The sequence below is a fragment of the Microbacterium sp. SS28 genome (assembly GCF_022761035.1).
In the GTDB taxonomy this organism is placed as follows: Bacteria; Actinomycetota; Actinomycetes; order Actinomycetales; family Microbacteriaceae; genus Microbacterium.
Window position 1 is genome coordinate 344993 of sequence record NZ_JAKWJP010000003.1, and the last position, 15677, is coordinate 360669.

Consider the following 15677-nt stretch of genomic DNA (forward strand, 5'->3'; position numbering starts at 1 on the left):
GCATGCGAGGAGGGGGCGCGCGCTCAGGGGCCGTCCGAGCCGATCGGTCCCGCGAGCGCGTAGTCGGCCGCCTCGAAGGCCCCGTACTCGGCGCCGCGGGCCTCGGCGGCGCGCAGGCGCGCGCCGATCTCGGCGGCCTCCACGGGATCGTCGTCTGCGGCCGTCACGAGGGCGTCGACATACCTCGTGTGATAGACGAAGTTCGGGATGTCGAAGGTCGCGACGCGCTTGCGCATCGCCGCGGCCGCGCCGCACAGCACCCCCGCGCGCTCGACCTGTCCGCGCAGCGCGGCGATCGCGCAGAGCCCTTCGAGGCCGTACGCGATGCCCTCCTCGTGCCGCAGCCGGATCGACCCCTCGATCGCCCAGCGGAACATCCGCTCCGGCTCGTCGACCTCGCCCGCGAAGAGGATCATGCGCGCGAGATGGTGCGTCGCGACAGTGCTCGCGAACTGATCCCCGCTGTTCGCGGCGGCGACGACGGCGCGCCGGAAGAACTCCATGCCCGCGGGTCCGTCGTTGCGGAGCACCGCGAGGCGGCCGAGCGCGACGAGCCCCAGCGATTCGCCCCATCCCGCCCCCGTGCGGCTGAAGCGTGCGGCGCCTGCCGTCAGCCACTCGGATGCGGCGGCGAAGTCGGGGTCCGGGGTGTTGACCTCGGCGAGCCCCGCGGTCGCGAGCGACATCGCGACCCCGAGGTCGTCGTGCGCGCTGTCGAACAGCGCCGCGCAGCGCACGAGCCGCTCCGGCACGGCGTGCGTCGGGGCGTTCCAGCTGTCCCTCCAGCCGATGTAGAACTCCGCGATCGCTGTCGCGTGCGGAGACGTGCCGGGCCCCATGGCCGCGAGGAGCTCTTCCATCCACGTGGCGACCTCCATGAGGTAGCCGCCCACCCACCAGTAGAGGTAAAGCCGCCACGCGACCTCCGTCGCGAGGTCGGCGTCTCCCACCGCGACGAGATGCCGCACGGCGGCGCGCAGGTTGCCGCGCTCGAGATTGAGCCGCGCGACGGACTCGATCTGCCGGCCCGTGCCGAGACCGTGCTCCATGCGGCGCGCGAGGTCGGCGAACACCTCGGCGTGCGCGGCTCGCGCCGCGAGCTCGTCACCGGATTCGCGCAGACGCTCGATGCCGTACTCGCGCACGGTCGCGAGCATCGAGAACACGGCCTCGCCGTCGACGTCCTCGCGGTCGACGAGCGACGAATCGACGAGGGTCTCGAGGGCGTCGAACGCCTCGAAGTCCCACTCGCGACGCATCCCGAGCGCCTCGACGGAGTCGAGCGTGAACCCGAGTGAGAACACCGAGAGGTCGTGCAGCATGCGGCGCTCCGACGCCGTCAGCAGTCCCGTCGACCACTCGATCGTCGACCGCAGGGTCCGCTGGCGCTCGGGCAGATCGCGCGAGGACTCGACGAGGAGCGGCAGCTGGTGGTCGAGGCGCTCGAGGATCGCGGCCGGCGTGAGCACCCGCATCCGGGCGGCGGCGAGCTCGATCGCGAGTGGAACTCCCTCGAGCGCGCGGCAGATCCCGACGACGGCTGCCGCGTTCGCCTCCGTGACGGCGAACTCCGGTCTGACCGCGTGCGCCCGCTCGACGAACAGCTCGACGGCGGGCGAGGCGAGCGCCCGCGAGACGGACTCGGGCGATGCCGCGTCATGCGACGCGAGCGGAGGCACCTCGAAGACGCGTTCGCCGCGGATCCGCAGCAGGATCCTGCTCGTGACGAGCAGGACGGCCTCCGGCGCGATCGTGTAGAGCTCGACCAGGATCGGCGCCGCGTCGACGAGCTGCTCGAAGTTGTCGAGCACGAGCAGGATCCGGCGTCCCTCCAGCGCGATCGCGAGGCGGTCCGCGAGCGGGTGCTCGCCCGTGTCGCGCACGCCGAGGGCGTAGCCGATCGTCGGGAGCAGCAGAGCCGGCTCGAGGACGTTCTCGAGCGGGACGAAGACGGCGCCGTCGGGGAAGGATCCGGATGCCGCGGCTGCGACGGCGAGCGAGAGCCTGCTCTTGCCGATGCCGCCGGGGCCGAGCAGGGTCACGAGGCGCGTGCCGGGCGCCGCGAGCAGCGCGAGGACCTCGTCCACTTCGCGCTCCCGACCGATGAGCGGCGTGTAAGCCACCGGCAGGCGCGGGGGCGGGAGGGACGGCTGGCCGGCGTCCGCGGCGGCGGGACGGGCGGCGTCGAAGCGCTCGGCGAGCAGCGTCGCGAGGTCTGCCTCGATCAGCTGCGCGAGCTCGTCCGCCGTCGAGAACGACTTGTACGACGCTGTGTCGTCGGCCTGGATCCGCCCGATGAGATCGCGCAGCCGTTCGTCGCGGTCGGCCGGCTCCTTGAGATAGATGAGCTTGGGCAGCTCCGTCGGCGCGAGGCGGTACTCGTCCTCCAGGCCCGAGATGTCCTCGCCCGGTGCGACCCATCCGTAGCGCTCGCCGTAGATGCCGACGAAGACGTCGCTCTGCGCGAGGTACGCGCGGTAGAGCTCGCGCGGCGGATGCGGCCGAGCCCCGAGCTCGAACATGACGGGAGCGAGCCGCAGCCGCTCGATCGCCCCGCGAGCGGCGATCCGCTCGGCCTCGAGCTCGCGCAGGGTCGAGGAGACGAAGACCCTGAGCCGCTGATCGGGAGTGCGAATGGTCACCGTGGTCACCACCTGCGCAGGGTCTCCCGCAGGACGGGATCACCGGCATCCGGGAGCGCGAGGGCGACGGCCTCGGCGATCGAGAGCTCGGCGCCCGCGCGCTCGCCCGCGTCGAAGGCATCGGGGTCGCGCTCGCGCAGCTGCGCGAGGTAGGGAGTGTGCACCGTGAACGCCTCGGCGTCGAAGACGCCGATCCGGTGCCGGATCGACCCTGCGGCCGCCGACAGGGCACTCGCGCGCCACGTGTCGCCGCGGACGGCGGCGACGACGCAGACGCCCTCGAGGCCGTACGCGACGCCCTCCTCGTAGTGGAGTGCGAGCGACAGGTGCAGCGACTCGACGAACCCTGTCTCGGCGGTCTCGATCTCGCCGCGCAGGAAGTCCAGCCGCGCGCGCTGGTTGCCGGCGATGGAGCTCGTGAAGATGTCGCCGCTCGCGCGGGCGACCTCCCTCGCCTCGCCGAACCGCTCGAGCGCCCGAGTGCGATCGCCGCGCACCCACGCGATGCGCGCGAGCGAGACGAGCGTGATCGCCTCCGCCCAGCGGTTGCCGAGATCGCGCAGGCGCTCGACGGCCTCGGTCAGCTCGCCCTCCGCCTTCTCGATGTCGTCGATCGAGAACTGCACACGGGCTGTCGCACGGGCGGCGAGGGCCATCGCCGACGCGTCGTCGTCGCCGCTCTCGGCGAAGAGACGGACGCACTCGCCGAGGCCCGCGACGACCTGCTCGCTCGGACGCTGCCACATCTCGCCCCACAGCGCGAAGAACCACGCGACGGCGCGCGTGTGCTGCGAGATGACGGTCTGCTTGTCGAGGAGTTCGAGCATCCAGACGCGCACCTCGCCGAAGAAGCCCGCGATCCACCAGTAGATGAGGAGGCGCCAGGCGAAGTCCGCTGCGTCGTCGAGCCGGTCGGAGTGCACGAGATGCCGCACGGCCGCCCGGAGGTTCGGCAGATCGAGCCCCAGCTCGGCGACGGCGTCGGCCTGCCCCGCACCGCCGAGGTGCGGAGCGACGCGCGCCGTGAGGGATCCGTAATAGTCGGCGTGCGCCGTGCGCATGAGATCGACGTCGCCGCGCGCCTCGAGCCGGTCCAGCGCGTACTCCCGCACCGTCGCGAGCAGCGAGTACACGGATCGGCCGTCGACCTCGGTCGCCTTGACGAGGGAGCCGTCCACGAGCGCCGACAGCGCCTCGACGGCCTGGCCCTCCCACGTGCGATCGATGCCGATCGCCTCGGCGGCCTCGAGGGTGAACCGCCGCGCGAAGACGCCGAGATCCTCGAGCAGATCCCGCTGCTCGGCCGGCAGCAGGCTCACGCTCCAGTCGATCGTCGCGCGCATCGTGCGGTGCCGCTCGGGCAGGTCGCGCGCCGCGGCCGTCAGCATGGGCAGCGTCTGCTCGAGTCGCTCGGCGATCGCCTGCGGCGGGAGCAGGCGCACCTTCGCGGCGGCGAGCTCGATTGCGAGGGGCAGGCCCTCGAGCCGGCGGCAGATGTCGGCGATCGCCGCGGCGTTCTCGTCGCCGAGCTCGAATCCGGGCTTCGCCGCCGTCGCGCGGTCCACGAACAGCACGCACGCCGTCGAACGGCCGACGCGTTCGACGCTCGCCCCCGCGCTCTCGTCGGGCGTCTTGAGCGCCGTCACGTCGTACACCTGCTCGCCCCGGATGCGCAGCACGATGCGGCTCGTGATGAGGAACGTCGCGAGGGGCGCGAGGTCGTACAGCCGGATCAGCAGGGGAGCGGCATCCACGATCTGCTCGAAGTTGTCGAGGACGATGAGCACGCGCCTGCCGCCCAGGGCGTGCGCGATCCGCTCCTCGATCGCGGCCTCGCCCGTGTCGCGGATGCCGAGGAAGTAGGCGATCGTCGTGAGCAGCAGCCGCGGCTCGAGGACGTTCTCGAGCGGGACGAAGTAGATGCCGTCGGGGAAGAGGTCCTCGCTCGACCGCGCGGTCTCGATAGCGAGGCGGCTCTTGCCGATCCCCCCGGGACCGATGAGACTCACGACCCGGTGGCTCGCCGAGAGGAGCGCCCGCACGGCCGCGAGGTCGTCCTCGCGTCCGATCGTCGCCGAGTACGGCACGGGCACGCGGCCCGTTGCAGGCTCCGCCGCCTCGGCGTGGTCGTGCTCCTCCGCGGGCCCCGTGCGGGACTCGTCGAATCGTTCGGCGAGGAGGGTGGCGAGGTCGTCGGTGAGGCGGTCGTGGAGTTCTTCGGGGGTGGTGAAGGGGAGGTAGGCGGCGGTGTCGTCGGCTTGGATGCGGGCGATGAGGGTTTTGAGGCGTTCGTCGCGGTGGTCGGATGCCTTGATGTAGATGAGTTTGGGCATCTCGCGGGGGGCGAGGTCGTATTCGTCTTGGAGGCCGGAGACTTCTTCGTCGGGGGCGACCCAGCCGTAGCTCTCCCAGTAGATGCCGACGAAGACGTCGCTCTGTTCGAGGTAGGAGCGGTAGAGCTCGCGGGGTGGGTGCGGGCGGGCGCCGAGTTCGAACATGACCGGTGCGAGGCGGAGGCTTTCGATGGCCGTGCGGGCGGCGCGGCGCTCGTCGGACAGTTCCCGCAGGGTCGAACTCACGAAGACCCGGATCCGCTGATCGGGTGTGCGGATGCCGCTCACCATGGAGCGAGCGTCCGCTGGAACGACTCGTCGGCGTCCGGCAGAGCGATCGCGAACGCCTCGGCGAGGCTCATGTCGGCGCCGGCCTGCTCGCCCGCCGCGAGCACCTCGGCGTCGGTCTCGCGGATCGCCGCGAGCGCCTGCGCGTTGGCGGCGAACCCCTCGACGTCGAACACGCCGATGCGCTGCCGGATGGACTCGGTCGCGGCGGCGAGGGCGCCCGCGCGCCACGCGTCGCCCTGGATCGCGGCGATCGCGCTCATGCCCTCGAGGGCGTACTGCGCGCCCTCGTCGTAGTGCAGCTGCGCCGCGAGCTCGAGCGCCCTCCGGTAGGCCGGTCCCGCCGCTTCGGGGTCGCCCGTGATGAGGCGCATGCGTGCGACGTTGTTGCCCGCGACGACGCTCATGAAGGCATCCTGCTTCTCGGTCGCGATGGCGGCGGCGCGGTCGAAGTGGTCGATCGCCTCGGGCAGCGCCGTGCGTGCGAGCGCGAGCAGCCCGAGCCCCACGTCGGCGAGGGCCTCGGTCCACCAGTCCCCGAGGTCGTGCAGCGCGTCGCGCGCCTCCTGCAGATCGGCCTGCGCCGCCGCCATGTCGAGGTCGGGGAAGCGCATGCGCGTGCTCCCACGGGCCGCGAGCGCCATCGCGGCGGCCTGCTCGTCTCCGCTCGCGCGGAAGAGGTCGGCGGCCTCGCCGAGCCCCTCGATCACCTGGCGCGAGGGCCGGCGCCACATCTCGCCCCACACCGTGAAGAAGACGGCGATGGCCTTCGTCCGGGTGGAGATGGGATGCTGCTTCCCCAGCAGCTCGAGCATCCACACGCGCACTTCGCTGAAGAAGCCCGAGATCCACCAGTAGACGAAGAGGTTCCACGCGTAGTCGCCCGCGTCGTCGAGGCGGTCGGTGAAGACGAGGTGGCGGACGGCGGCGCGCAGATTGGACAGCTCGAGGCCCAGCATCCGCACGGTGTCGGGCTGGCGGGCACCGCGCAGATCCGGAGTCGCGCGGCTGACGAGGTCGGCGTAGTAGTCGGCGTGCGCGCGGCGCATCGCGTCGGCCTCGCCCCGCGCCTTGAGACGCGCGATCGCGTACTCGCGCACGATCGACAGGAGCGAGAAGGTCGAGCGGCCTCCGACGTCGATCTGCTTGACGAGAGAGGCGTCCACGAGCCCGCCGAGCGCGTCGAGGACCTGCCCCTCCCACGAGCGTCCCGTGCTGACGGCCTCGACGGCGTCGAGCGTGAAGCGGGTGGCGAAGACGCCGAGGTCTTCGAGCATGTCGCGCTGCACATCGGGCAGCAGGCTCATGCTCCAGTCGATCGCGGCGCGCATCGTGCGGTGCCGCTCGGGCAGGTCGCGCGAGGGCGCCGTCAGCAGCGGCAGGCTGCGCTCGAGCCGCGCGTCGATCGCGGAGGGCGGCAGTGCGCGCACCTTCGCGGCGGCGAGCTCGATGGCGAGCGGCAGGCCCTCGAGGCGTCGGCAGATGCTCACGACGTCCGCGACGTTCGCGTCGGTGAGCTCGAAGTCCGGCCGCACGGCGCGCGCGCGGTCGACGAACAGTGCGACGGCCGAGGACCGCTGGGCGCGGTGCAGCGTCGCGGGGTCGCTCCCGGCCGGCGTCGTGAGGGCGTCGACCTCGTAGACTCGCTCGCCTCGGATGCGCAGGACGACGCGACTGGTCACGAGGAAGGTCGCAAGCGGTGCCGCCGAGTACAGGCGCACGAGCTCGGCCGCGGAGTCCACGATCTGCTCGAAGTTGTCGAGGATGATGAGCACGCGCTTGCCGTCGAGGGCGCGCGCGATTCGCTCCTCGAGGTCGGCGTCGCCGATGTCGCGCACCCCGAGCGAGTAGGCGATCGTCGGGAGCAGGAGTCCCTGCTCGAGGACGCCCTCGAGCAGGACGAACGTCACGCCGTCGGGGAAGAGGGAGGCGCTCGCGCGCGCGACCTCGATCGCGAGGCGGCTCTTTCCGATGCCGCCGGGGCCGATGAGGCTCACGACACGGTCGGTGCCCGCCGCGAGCAGGTCGTGGACGTTGCGCACATCCTCTTCGCGCCCGATCGTCGTCGTGTACGGCGCGGGCACGTGACCGGGGCCCGCGGGCGACGGCGTCGCCTCCTCGGCGAGCTCGCGCCGCGCGCTGTCGAATCGTTCTGCGAGGAGGGTGGCGAGGTCGTCGGTGAGGCGGTCGTGGAGTTCTTCGGGGGTGGTGAAGGGGAGGTAGGCGGCGGTGTCGTCGGCTTGGATGCGGGCGATGAGGGTTTTGAGGCGTTCGTCGCGGTGGTCGGATGCCTTGATGTAGATGAGTTTGGGCATCTCGCGGGGGGCGAGGTCGTATTCGTCTTGGAGGCCGGAGACTTCTTCGTCGGGGGCGACCCAGCCGTAGCTCTCCCAGTAGATGCCGACGAAGACGTCGCTCTGTTCGAGGTAGGAGCGGTAGAGCTCGCGGGGTGGGTGCGGGCGGGCGCCGAGTTCGAACATGACCGGTGCGAGGCGGAGGCTTTCGATGGCCGTGCGGGCGGCGCGGCGCTCGTCGGACAGTTCCCGCAGGGTCGAACTCACGAAGACCCGGATCCGCTGATCGGGTGTGCGGATCACGGGCCGATGGGCCCCAGTCATGAGCACATCATGGCGCGCCGAGGCCCCCGTGTCATGCGTCTGCATCCGTTTTCCCGCGGAATCCGGCGGATCCGGACCCCTTCGGACCGGTTTATACCGCAGCATCCCCCCATCGTCAAGAATCCCACTGGACACGGCGCGTCGGAAGACATATAGTAGGTAGTTGCGCTCTTGGATACCCCCTGCCCTCATATGGTGGTCGGCAACCCTGCGTGCCCCCGCTTCACAGCCCTGTGCTGTCAGGCGGCGAGCGGCGCGCAGGATTCGGGGTTTGACCGAGCACTCCACCTGTCGACAAGGAAACGTGCCCCCCGGGGCCCACGGAGGTAATCCCCTTGGCTGCTGCGCCCAACGCATCCAACCCCACCACCACCCTGAAGAACGGTCGCGGAGCATCCCGCCTCTCGTTCGCCAAGATCTCCGACACGCTGGAGGTCCCCGACCTTCTCGCGCTGCAGACCGAGTCGTTCGACTGGCTCGTCGGCAACGACGCGTGGAAGACGCGCGTCGAGGAGGCCCTCGCGGTCGGCCGCACCGACGTCCCCGAGATCAGCGGCCTCGAGGAGATCTTCGAGGAGATCTCGCCCATCGAGGACCTCAGCGAGACGATGCAGCTCTCGTTCACGAACCCCTACCTCGAGCCCGAGAAGTACTCGATCGAGGAGTGCAAGGAGCGCGGCAAGACCTACGCCGCCCCGCTGTACGTCGAGGCCGAGTTCATGAACCACCAGACCGGTGAGATCAAGACGCAGACGGTGTTCATGGGCGACTTCCCGCTCCAGACCGACAAGGGCACGTTCATCATCAACGGCACCGAGCGCGTCGTCGTCTCGCAGCTCGTGCGCTCGCCCGGCGTCTACTTCGACCGCGTCGCCGACAAGACGTCCGACAAGGACATCGTCTCGGCGCGCGTCATCCCCAGCCGCGGCGCATGGCTCGAGTTCGAGATCGACAAGCGCGACCAGGTCGGCGTGCGCATCGACCGCAAGCGCAAGCAGTCGGTCACCGTCTTCCTCAAGGCCCTCGGCCTCACGACGGAGGACATCCGCGCCGAGTTCGCCGGCTACGAGTCGATCGAGGAGACGCTGTCCAAGGACACGATCCTCACCAAGGAGGACGCCCTCCGCGACATCTACCGCAAGCTCCGTCCGGGCGAGCAGGTCGCCGCCGAGGCCGCCCGCGCGCTGCTGGACAACTTCTACTTCAACTCCAAGCGCTACGACCTCGCGAAGGTCGGTCGTTACAAGATCAACCAGAAGCTCGGCCTCGACGCGCCCCTGAGCGACTCGGTGCTGACCGTCCAGGACATCGTCGCGACGATCAAGTACCTCGTCCGCCTGCACCGCGGCGACACCGTCTTTGACGGCGTGCGCAACGGCGAGGCGGCCGAGATCCGTCTCGACGTCGACGACATCGACAACTTCGGCAACCGTCGCATCCGCGCCGTCGGCGAGCTCATCCAGAACCAGGTCCGCACGGGTCTGTCCCGCATGGAGCGCGTCGTCCGCGAGCGCATGACCACGCAGGACATCGAGGCGATCACGCCCCAGACGCTCATCAACGTGCGTCCCGTCGTGGCGGCGATCAAGGAGTTCTTCGGAACGTCGCAGCTCTCGCAGTTCATGGACCAGAACAACCCGCTCGCGGGTCTGACCCACAAGCGCCGCCTGTCGGCGCTCGGCCCCGGCGGTCTGTCGCGTGAGCGCGCCGGCGTCGAGGTCCGTGACGTCCACCCCTCGCACTACGGCCGCATGTGCCCGATCGAGACGCCGGAAGGCCCGAACATCGGCCTGATCGGCTCGCTCGCATCGTTCGCGCGCATCAACGCGTTCGGATTCATCGAGACGCCTTACCGCAAGGTCGTCGACGGTCGGGTGTCGGAGCAGATCGACTACCTCACCGCATCCGAGGAAGCCGACTACATCGTCGCGCAGGCCGGTGTCGAGCTGAAGGCGGACGGCTCGTTCGCCAACGAGCGCGTGCTGGCCCGTCGCGGTCAGGGTGGCGAGGTCGACCTCTTCCACGCTGAGGAGATCGGCTACATGGACGTCTCGCCGCGCCAGATGGTGTCGGTCGCGACCTCGCTCATCCCCTTCCTCGAGCACGACGACGCCAACCGCGCCCTCATGGGTGCGAACATGCAGCGCCAGGCCGTTCCGCTCCTCCGCTCCGAGTCGCCGGTCGTCGGCACCGGTATGGAGGGCTACGCCGCGATCGACGCCGGCGACGTCATGACCGCCGAGAAGGCGGGCGTCGTCCTGGAGGTCTCGGCGGATGTCGTGACGGTCCAGCTCGACGAGGGCGGCACGCAGGACTACTTCCTGCGCAAGTTCGACCGCTCCAACCAGGGCACGTCGTACAACCAGCGCGTCATCGTCTCGGCGGGCGACCGTGTCGAGAAGGGCGAGGTCCTCGCGGACGGCCCGGCGACCGAGAACGGCGAGCTCGCGCTCGGCAAGAACCTCCTCGTCGCGTTCATGACGTGGGAGGGTCACAACTTCGAGGACGCGATCATCCTCAGCCAGGACCTCGTGAAGGACGACACGCTGTCGTCGATCCACATCGAGGAGTACGAGGTCGACGCCCGCGACACGAAGCTCGGCAAGGAGGAGATCACGCGTGACCTCCCCAACGTGAGCCCCGACCTCCTGAAGGACCTCGACGAGCGCGGCATCATCCGCATCGGCGCCGAGGTCCGCCCCGGCGACATCCTCGTCGGCAAGGTCACGCCCAAGGGCGAGACCGAGCTGTCGGCGGAAGAGCGTCTGCTCCGCGCGATCTTCAACGAGAAGAGCCGCGAGGTGCGCGACACGTCGCTCAAGGTTCCCCACGGCGAGCAGGGCACGATCATCGCGGTCAAGGAGTTCAACGCCGAGGACGGCGACGACGAGCTCGGCTCGGGCGTCAACCGCCGCGTCGTGGTCTACATCGCCCAGAAGCGCAAGATCACCGAGGGTGACAAGCTCGCCGGTCGTCACGGCAACAAGGGCGTCATCGCGAAGATCCTGCCCGTCGAGGACATGCCGTTCCTCGCGGACGGCACGCCGGTCCAGGTCATCCTGAACCCGCTCGGCATCCCGGGTCGAATGAACTTCGGCCAGGTCCTCGAGCTGCACCTCGGCTGGATCGCCCAGCAGGGCTGGAAGGTCGAGGGCACCCCCGAGTGGGCCGCCCAGCTGCCGCAGCAGGCTTTCGAGGCCCCCGCGGGCACGAAGGTCGCGACCCCCGTGTTCGACGGTGCCTTCGAGGCCGAGATCGCGGGTCTGCTCGACTCGACGCTCCCGACCCGCGACGGCGAGCGCCTGATCGACTCGACGGGCAAGACGCAGCTGTTCGACGGCCGCTCCGGCGAGCCGTTCCCGGCTCCGATCTCGGTCGGCTACATGTACATCCTGAAGCTGCACCACCTCGTCGACGACAAGATCCACGCACGCTCGACGGGCCCGTACTCGATGATCACGCAGCAGCCGCTGGGTGGTAAGGCGCAGTTCGGTGGCCAGCGCTTCGGTGAGATGGAGGTGTGGGCCCTCGAGGCCTACGGCGCCGCGTACGCGCTCCAGGAGCTCCTCACGATCAAGTCCGACGACATCCTCGGCCGCGTCAAGGTCTACGAGGCGATCGTCAAGGGCGAGAACATCCAGGAGCCCGGCATCCCGGAGTCGTTCAAGGTCCTCATGAAGGAGATGCAGTCGCTCTGCCTGAACGTCGAGGTGCTCTCGGCCGACGGCACGCCGGTCAACCTCCGCGACACCGACGACGACGCCTTCCGCGCTGCGGAAGAGCTCGGCATCAACATCTCCAGCCGCTTCGAGTCCTCGTCGATCGACGAGATCTGACCCGGCCGACGAACAGAATTCCGACACAGGAGAACTGAGAACTAGTGCTCGAATCAACCACTTTCGACCAGCTTCGCATCGGCCTGGCCACCGCTGACGACATCCGTCGTTGGTCCTACGGCGAGGTCAAGAAGCCCGAGACCATCAACTACCGCACGCTCAAGCCCGAGAAGGACGGCCTGTTCGGCGAGCAGATCTTCGGACCTTCCCGCGACTGGGAGTGCGCCTGCGGCAAGTACAAGCGCGTCCGCTTCAAGGGCATCGTCTGCGAGCGCTGCGGCGTCGAGGTCACCAAGTCCTCGGTCCGCCGTGAGCGCATGGGCCACATCGAGCTCGCGGCGCCCGTCACGCACATCTGGTACTTCAAGGGCGTCCCGTCGCGCCTCGGGTACCTGCTCGACATGGCGCCGAAGGACCTCGAGAAGGTCATCTACTTCGCCGCGTACATGGTCATCTCGGTCGACCAGGAGGCGCGTCACCGCGACCTCCCGACGCACGAGAACAACCTGCGCCTCGAGCTGAAGACGCTCGCGGACCGCCGTGACTCGCGCATCGCGACGCGCCTCGCCAAGCTGGAGGAGGAGCTCGCGGCGCTCGAGGAGGAGGGTGCCAAGGCCGACCAGAAGAAGAAGGTCAAGGACCTCGCCGAGAAGGACATGGCGGCGATCCGCAAGAACGCCGACGACCAGATCGTCCGTCTCGAGAAGGTGTGGGACGACTTCCGCAACCTCGAGGTCGGCTCGCTCAAGGGCGAGGACGAGATCTTCCACGAGCTCCAGGATCGCTTCGGCCAGTACTTCGAGGCCTACATGGGCGCGGAGTCGATCAAGCGTCGCCTCGAGGCGTTCGACCTCGCACAGGAGTCCATCGACCTGCACCTGCAGATCTCCGAGGGCAAGGGCCAGCGCAAGATCCGTGCGATCAAGCGCCTGAAGGTCGTCAACTCGTTCCTGCAGACCGGCATGAGCCCGGCCTCGATGGTGCTCGACGTCGTCCCGGTGATCCCGCCGGAGCTTCGTCCCATGGTGCAGCTCGACGGTGGCCGCTTCGCGACCTCCGACCTCAACGACCTGTACCGCCGCGTCATCAACCGCAACAACCGTCTCCGTCGCCTGATCGACCTCGGCGCCCCCGAGATCATCGTCAACAACGAGAAGCGGATGCTGCAGGAGGCCGTCGACGCGCTGTTCGACAACGGCCGCCGTGGTCGTCCCGTCACGGGCACGGGCAACCGCGCCCTCAAGTCGCTGTCCGACATGCTCAAGGGCAAGCAGGGCCGGTTCCGCCAGAACCTGCTCGGCAAGCGCGTGGACTACTCGGGCCGCTCGGTCATCATCGTCGGACCCCAGCTCAAGCTGCACCAGTGCGGTCTGCCCAAGCAGATGGCGCTCGAGCTGTTCAAGCCGTTCGTGATCAAGCGCCTCATCGACCTCGGTCACTCGCAGAACATCAAGGCCGCCAAGCGCGCCGTCGAGCGCACGCGTCCCGAGGTCTGGGACGTGCTCGAGGAGATCATCCGCGAGCGTCCCGTCCTGCTCAACCGCGCGCCCACGCTGCACCGCCTCGGCATCCAGGCCTTCGAGCCTCAGCTCGTCGAGGGCAAGGCGATCCAGCTGCACCCGCTCGTCTGCGCCGCGTTCAACGCGGACTTCGACGGTGACCAGATGGCCGTCCACCTGCCGCTGTCGGTCGAGGCCCAGGCCGAGGCCCGCATCCTGATGCTCGCGTCGAACAACATCCTCAAGCCGTCTGACGGCCGTCCGGTCACCCTGCCCTCGCAGGACATGATCATCGGCCTGCACCACCTGACCACGGTCAAGGCCGGCGCTCAGGGCGAGGGTCGCGCGTTCGGCTCGGTCGGCGAGGCGATCCTGGCCAAGGACGAGGGAACCCTCGACCTGCAGGCCAAGGTCCGCATCCGCATCCCGGGGCTCACGTTCCTCGAGAACGACATCGACACGCCGGAGAAGATCGAGGCCTACGAGCGCAACGGGCTCGTCGAGACCTCGCTCGGCCAGGCGATCTTCAACGACACGCTCCCCAAGGGCTACCCGTTCGTCCGCGAACAGGCCGACAAGGGCAAGCTGTCGCAGATCGTCAACAAGCTGGCCGAGGAGTACCCGAAGGTCGAGGTCGCTGCTTCGCTCGACCGGATCAAGGACGCCGGCTTCTACTGGGCCACGCGCTCGGGTGTGACGGTGGCGCTGAGCGACATCCTGACTCCCCCCAACAAGGGCGAGATCGTCGCGGGCTACGAGCAGCAGGCCGCGAAGGTCCAGGGCCAGTTCGAGAAGGGCCTCACGACCGACGCCGAGCGTCGCCAGGAGCTCATCAAGATCTGGACCGAGGCGACGGATGCCGTGCAGAAGGCGATGCGCGACAACTTCCCCGAGGACAACACGATCAACCGCATGGTGTCGTCGGGTGCTCGTGGAAACTGGCTGCAGATCCGCAACATCGCGGGTATGCGCGGTCTCGTGAACAACCCGAAGGGTGAGATCATCCCTCGCCCGATCATCTCCTCGTACCGCGAGGGGCTGTCGGTCGCGGAGTACTTCATCGCGACGCACGGTGCCCGCAAGGGTCTGGCCGACACGGCCCTCCGTACGGCCGACTCGGGCTACCTCACGCGTCGTCTCGTCGACGTCTCGCAGGATGTCATCATCCGCGAGGAGGACTGCGGCACGACCAAGGGCCTCGAGCTTCCGATCGCGACGAAGGACGCGACCGGCACGCTCATCAAGGACCCGAACGTCGAGAACTCGGTGTTCGCCCGTTCGCTCGCGACCGAGGTCGTGGACGCCAAGGGCGAGGTGCTGGCGGAGGCGGGCGACGACGTGGGCGACGTGCTCATCGACAAGCTCGTCGAGGCAGGCGTCGAGACCATCAAGGTCCGCTCGGTCCTCACGTGCGACTCGGCTGTCGGCGTGTGCCAGAACTGCTATGGCCGATCGCTGGCCACCGGCAAGCTCGTCGACATCGGCGAGGCGGTCGGCATCATCGCGGCCCAGTCCATCGGCGAGCCCGGCACGCAGCTCACGATGCGCACCTTCCACACCGGCGGTTCGGCCTCGGCCGACGACATCACGCAGGGTCTGCCCCGCGTGCAGGAGCTCTTCGAGGCCCGCACTCCCAAGGGTGCGTCGCCGATCGCCGAGTCCGACGGTCGCATCACGATCGAAGAGACCGACCGCGCCAAGAAGGTCATCCTCACGCCCGACAACGGCGACGAGCCGCACGTCTACCCGGTCCTGCGCCGTGCGACGCTGCTCGTGGAGGACGGCCAGCACGTCACGGTCGGCCAGCCGATCCTGGTGGGCACGCTCGACCCCAAGGAGGTCATGCGCGTCATGGGCGCCCGCGAGGTGCAGCGTTACCTCGTCAACGGCGTGCAGGGCGTGTACCGCTCGCAGGGTGTGCCGATCCACGACAAGCACATCGAGGTCATCGTTCGCCAGATGCTCCGCAAGGTCACCGTCGTCGACCACGCCGACACGACCCTGCTCCCGGGTGAGCTGGTCGACTTCAAGCGCTACCAGTCGATCAACCGCGAGGCCGTGGCAGAGGGCAAGCGCCCCGCGTCGGGCCGTCCCGAGCTGATGGGTATCACGAAGGCGTCGCTCGCGACGGAGTCGTGGCTGTCGGCCGCATCGTTCCAGGAGACCACGCGCGTCCTCACGCAGGCCGCGATGGAGGGCAAGAGCGACCCGCTCCTCGGCCTCAAGGAGAACGTCATCATCGGAAAGCTCATCCCCGCCGGAACCGGACTTGCGAAGTACCGCAACGTCACGGTCGAGGCGACGGAGGAGGCCAAGAGCGAGCGGTACCCCAACCGCATCTTCGCCTCGGACGGCGCGTACAGCGACGCCGACCTGAGCTACGTCGACTTCGACTCGTTCTCGACGGACGGCTTCTCCGGCGATTACAACTAGACGCGACTCGGGTCAATGCGAGCGAAGC

The 15677-nt window shown here is 69.2% G+C and carries 5 protein-coding genes; 2 read left to right on the top strand and 3 right to left on the bottom strand.

The window, feature by feature from the left end:
• Positions 1-23 precede the first annotated feature (23 nt).
• The 3 genes from MJ607_RS10755 to MJ607_RS10765 are packed head-to-tail and all read right to left on the bottom strand — an operon-like array spanning position 24 to position 7881.
• Positions 24-2642 carry a DUF4062 domain-containing protein gene (locus MJ607_RS10755; protein WP_243075590.1) on the bottom strand — a complete coding sequence of 873 codons (2619 nt, stop codon included), beginning with the start codon at positions 2640-2642 and terminating at the stop codon, positions 24-26.
• Between the two features lie 5 nt (positions 2643-2647).
• On the bottom strand, positions 2648-5266 hold the full coding sequence (locus MJ607_RS10760; protein ID WP_243075591.1) for a DUF4062 domain-containing protein: 2619 nt from the start codon (positions 5264-5266) through the stop codon (positions 2648-2650).
• Positions 5260-7881 carry a DUF4062 domain-containing protein gene (locus MJ607_RS10765; protein ID WP_243075592.1) on the bottom strand — a complete coding sequence of 874 codons (2622 nt, stop codon included), beginning with the start codon at positions 7879-7881 and terminating at the stop codon, positions 5260-5262. Before MJ607_RS10765 ends, MJ607_RS10760 begins: the two co-directional genes overlap by 7 nt.
• A 335-nt stretch (positions 7882-8216) precedes the next feature.
• Here MJ607_RS10765 and MJ607_RS10770 point away from each other — a divergent pair, with 335 nt between their 5' ends.
• Together MJ607_RS10770 and MJ607_RS10775 are read left to right on the top strand one after the other, a co-directional pair.
• Positions 8217-11717, top strand: coding sequence for a DNA-directed RNA polymerase subunit beta (locus MJ607_RS10770; protein ID WP_243075593.1), 3501 nt, complete (start codon positions 8217-8219; stop codon positions 11715-11717).
• Positions 11718-11761: 44 nt separating this feature from the next.
• Complete coding sequence (locus tag MJ607_RS10775) at positions 11762-15649, top strand: DNA-directed RNA polymerase subunit beta' (protein WP_243075594.1); 3888 nt, start codon at positions 11762-11764, stop codon at positions 15647-15649.
• Positions 15650-15677 lie beyond the last annotated feature (28 nt).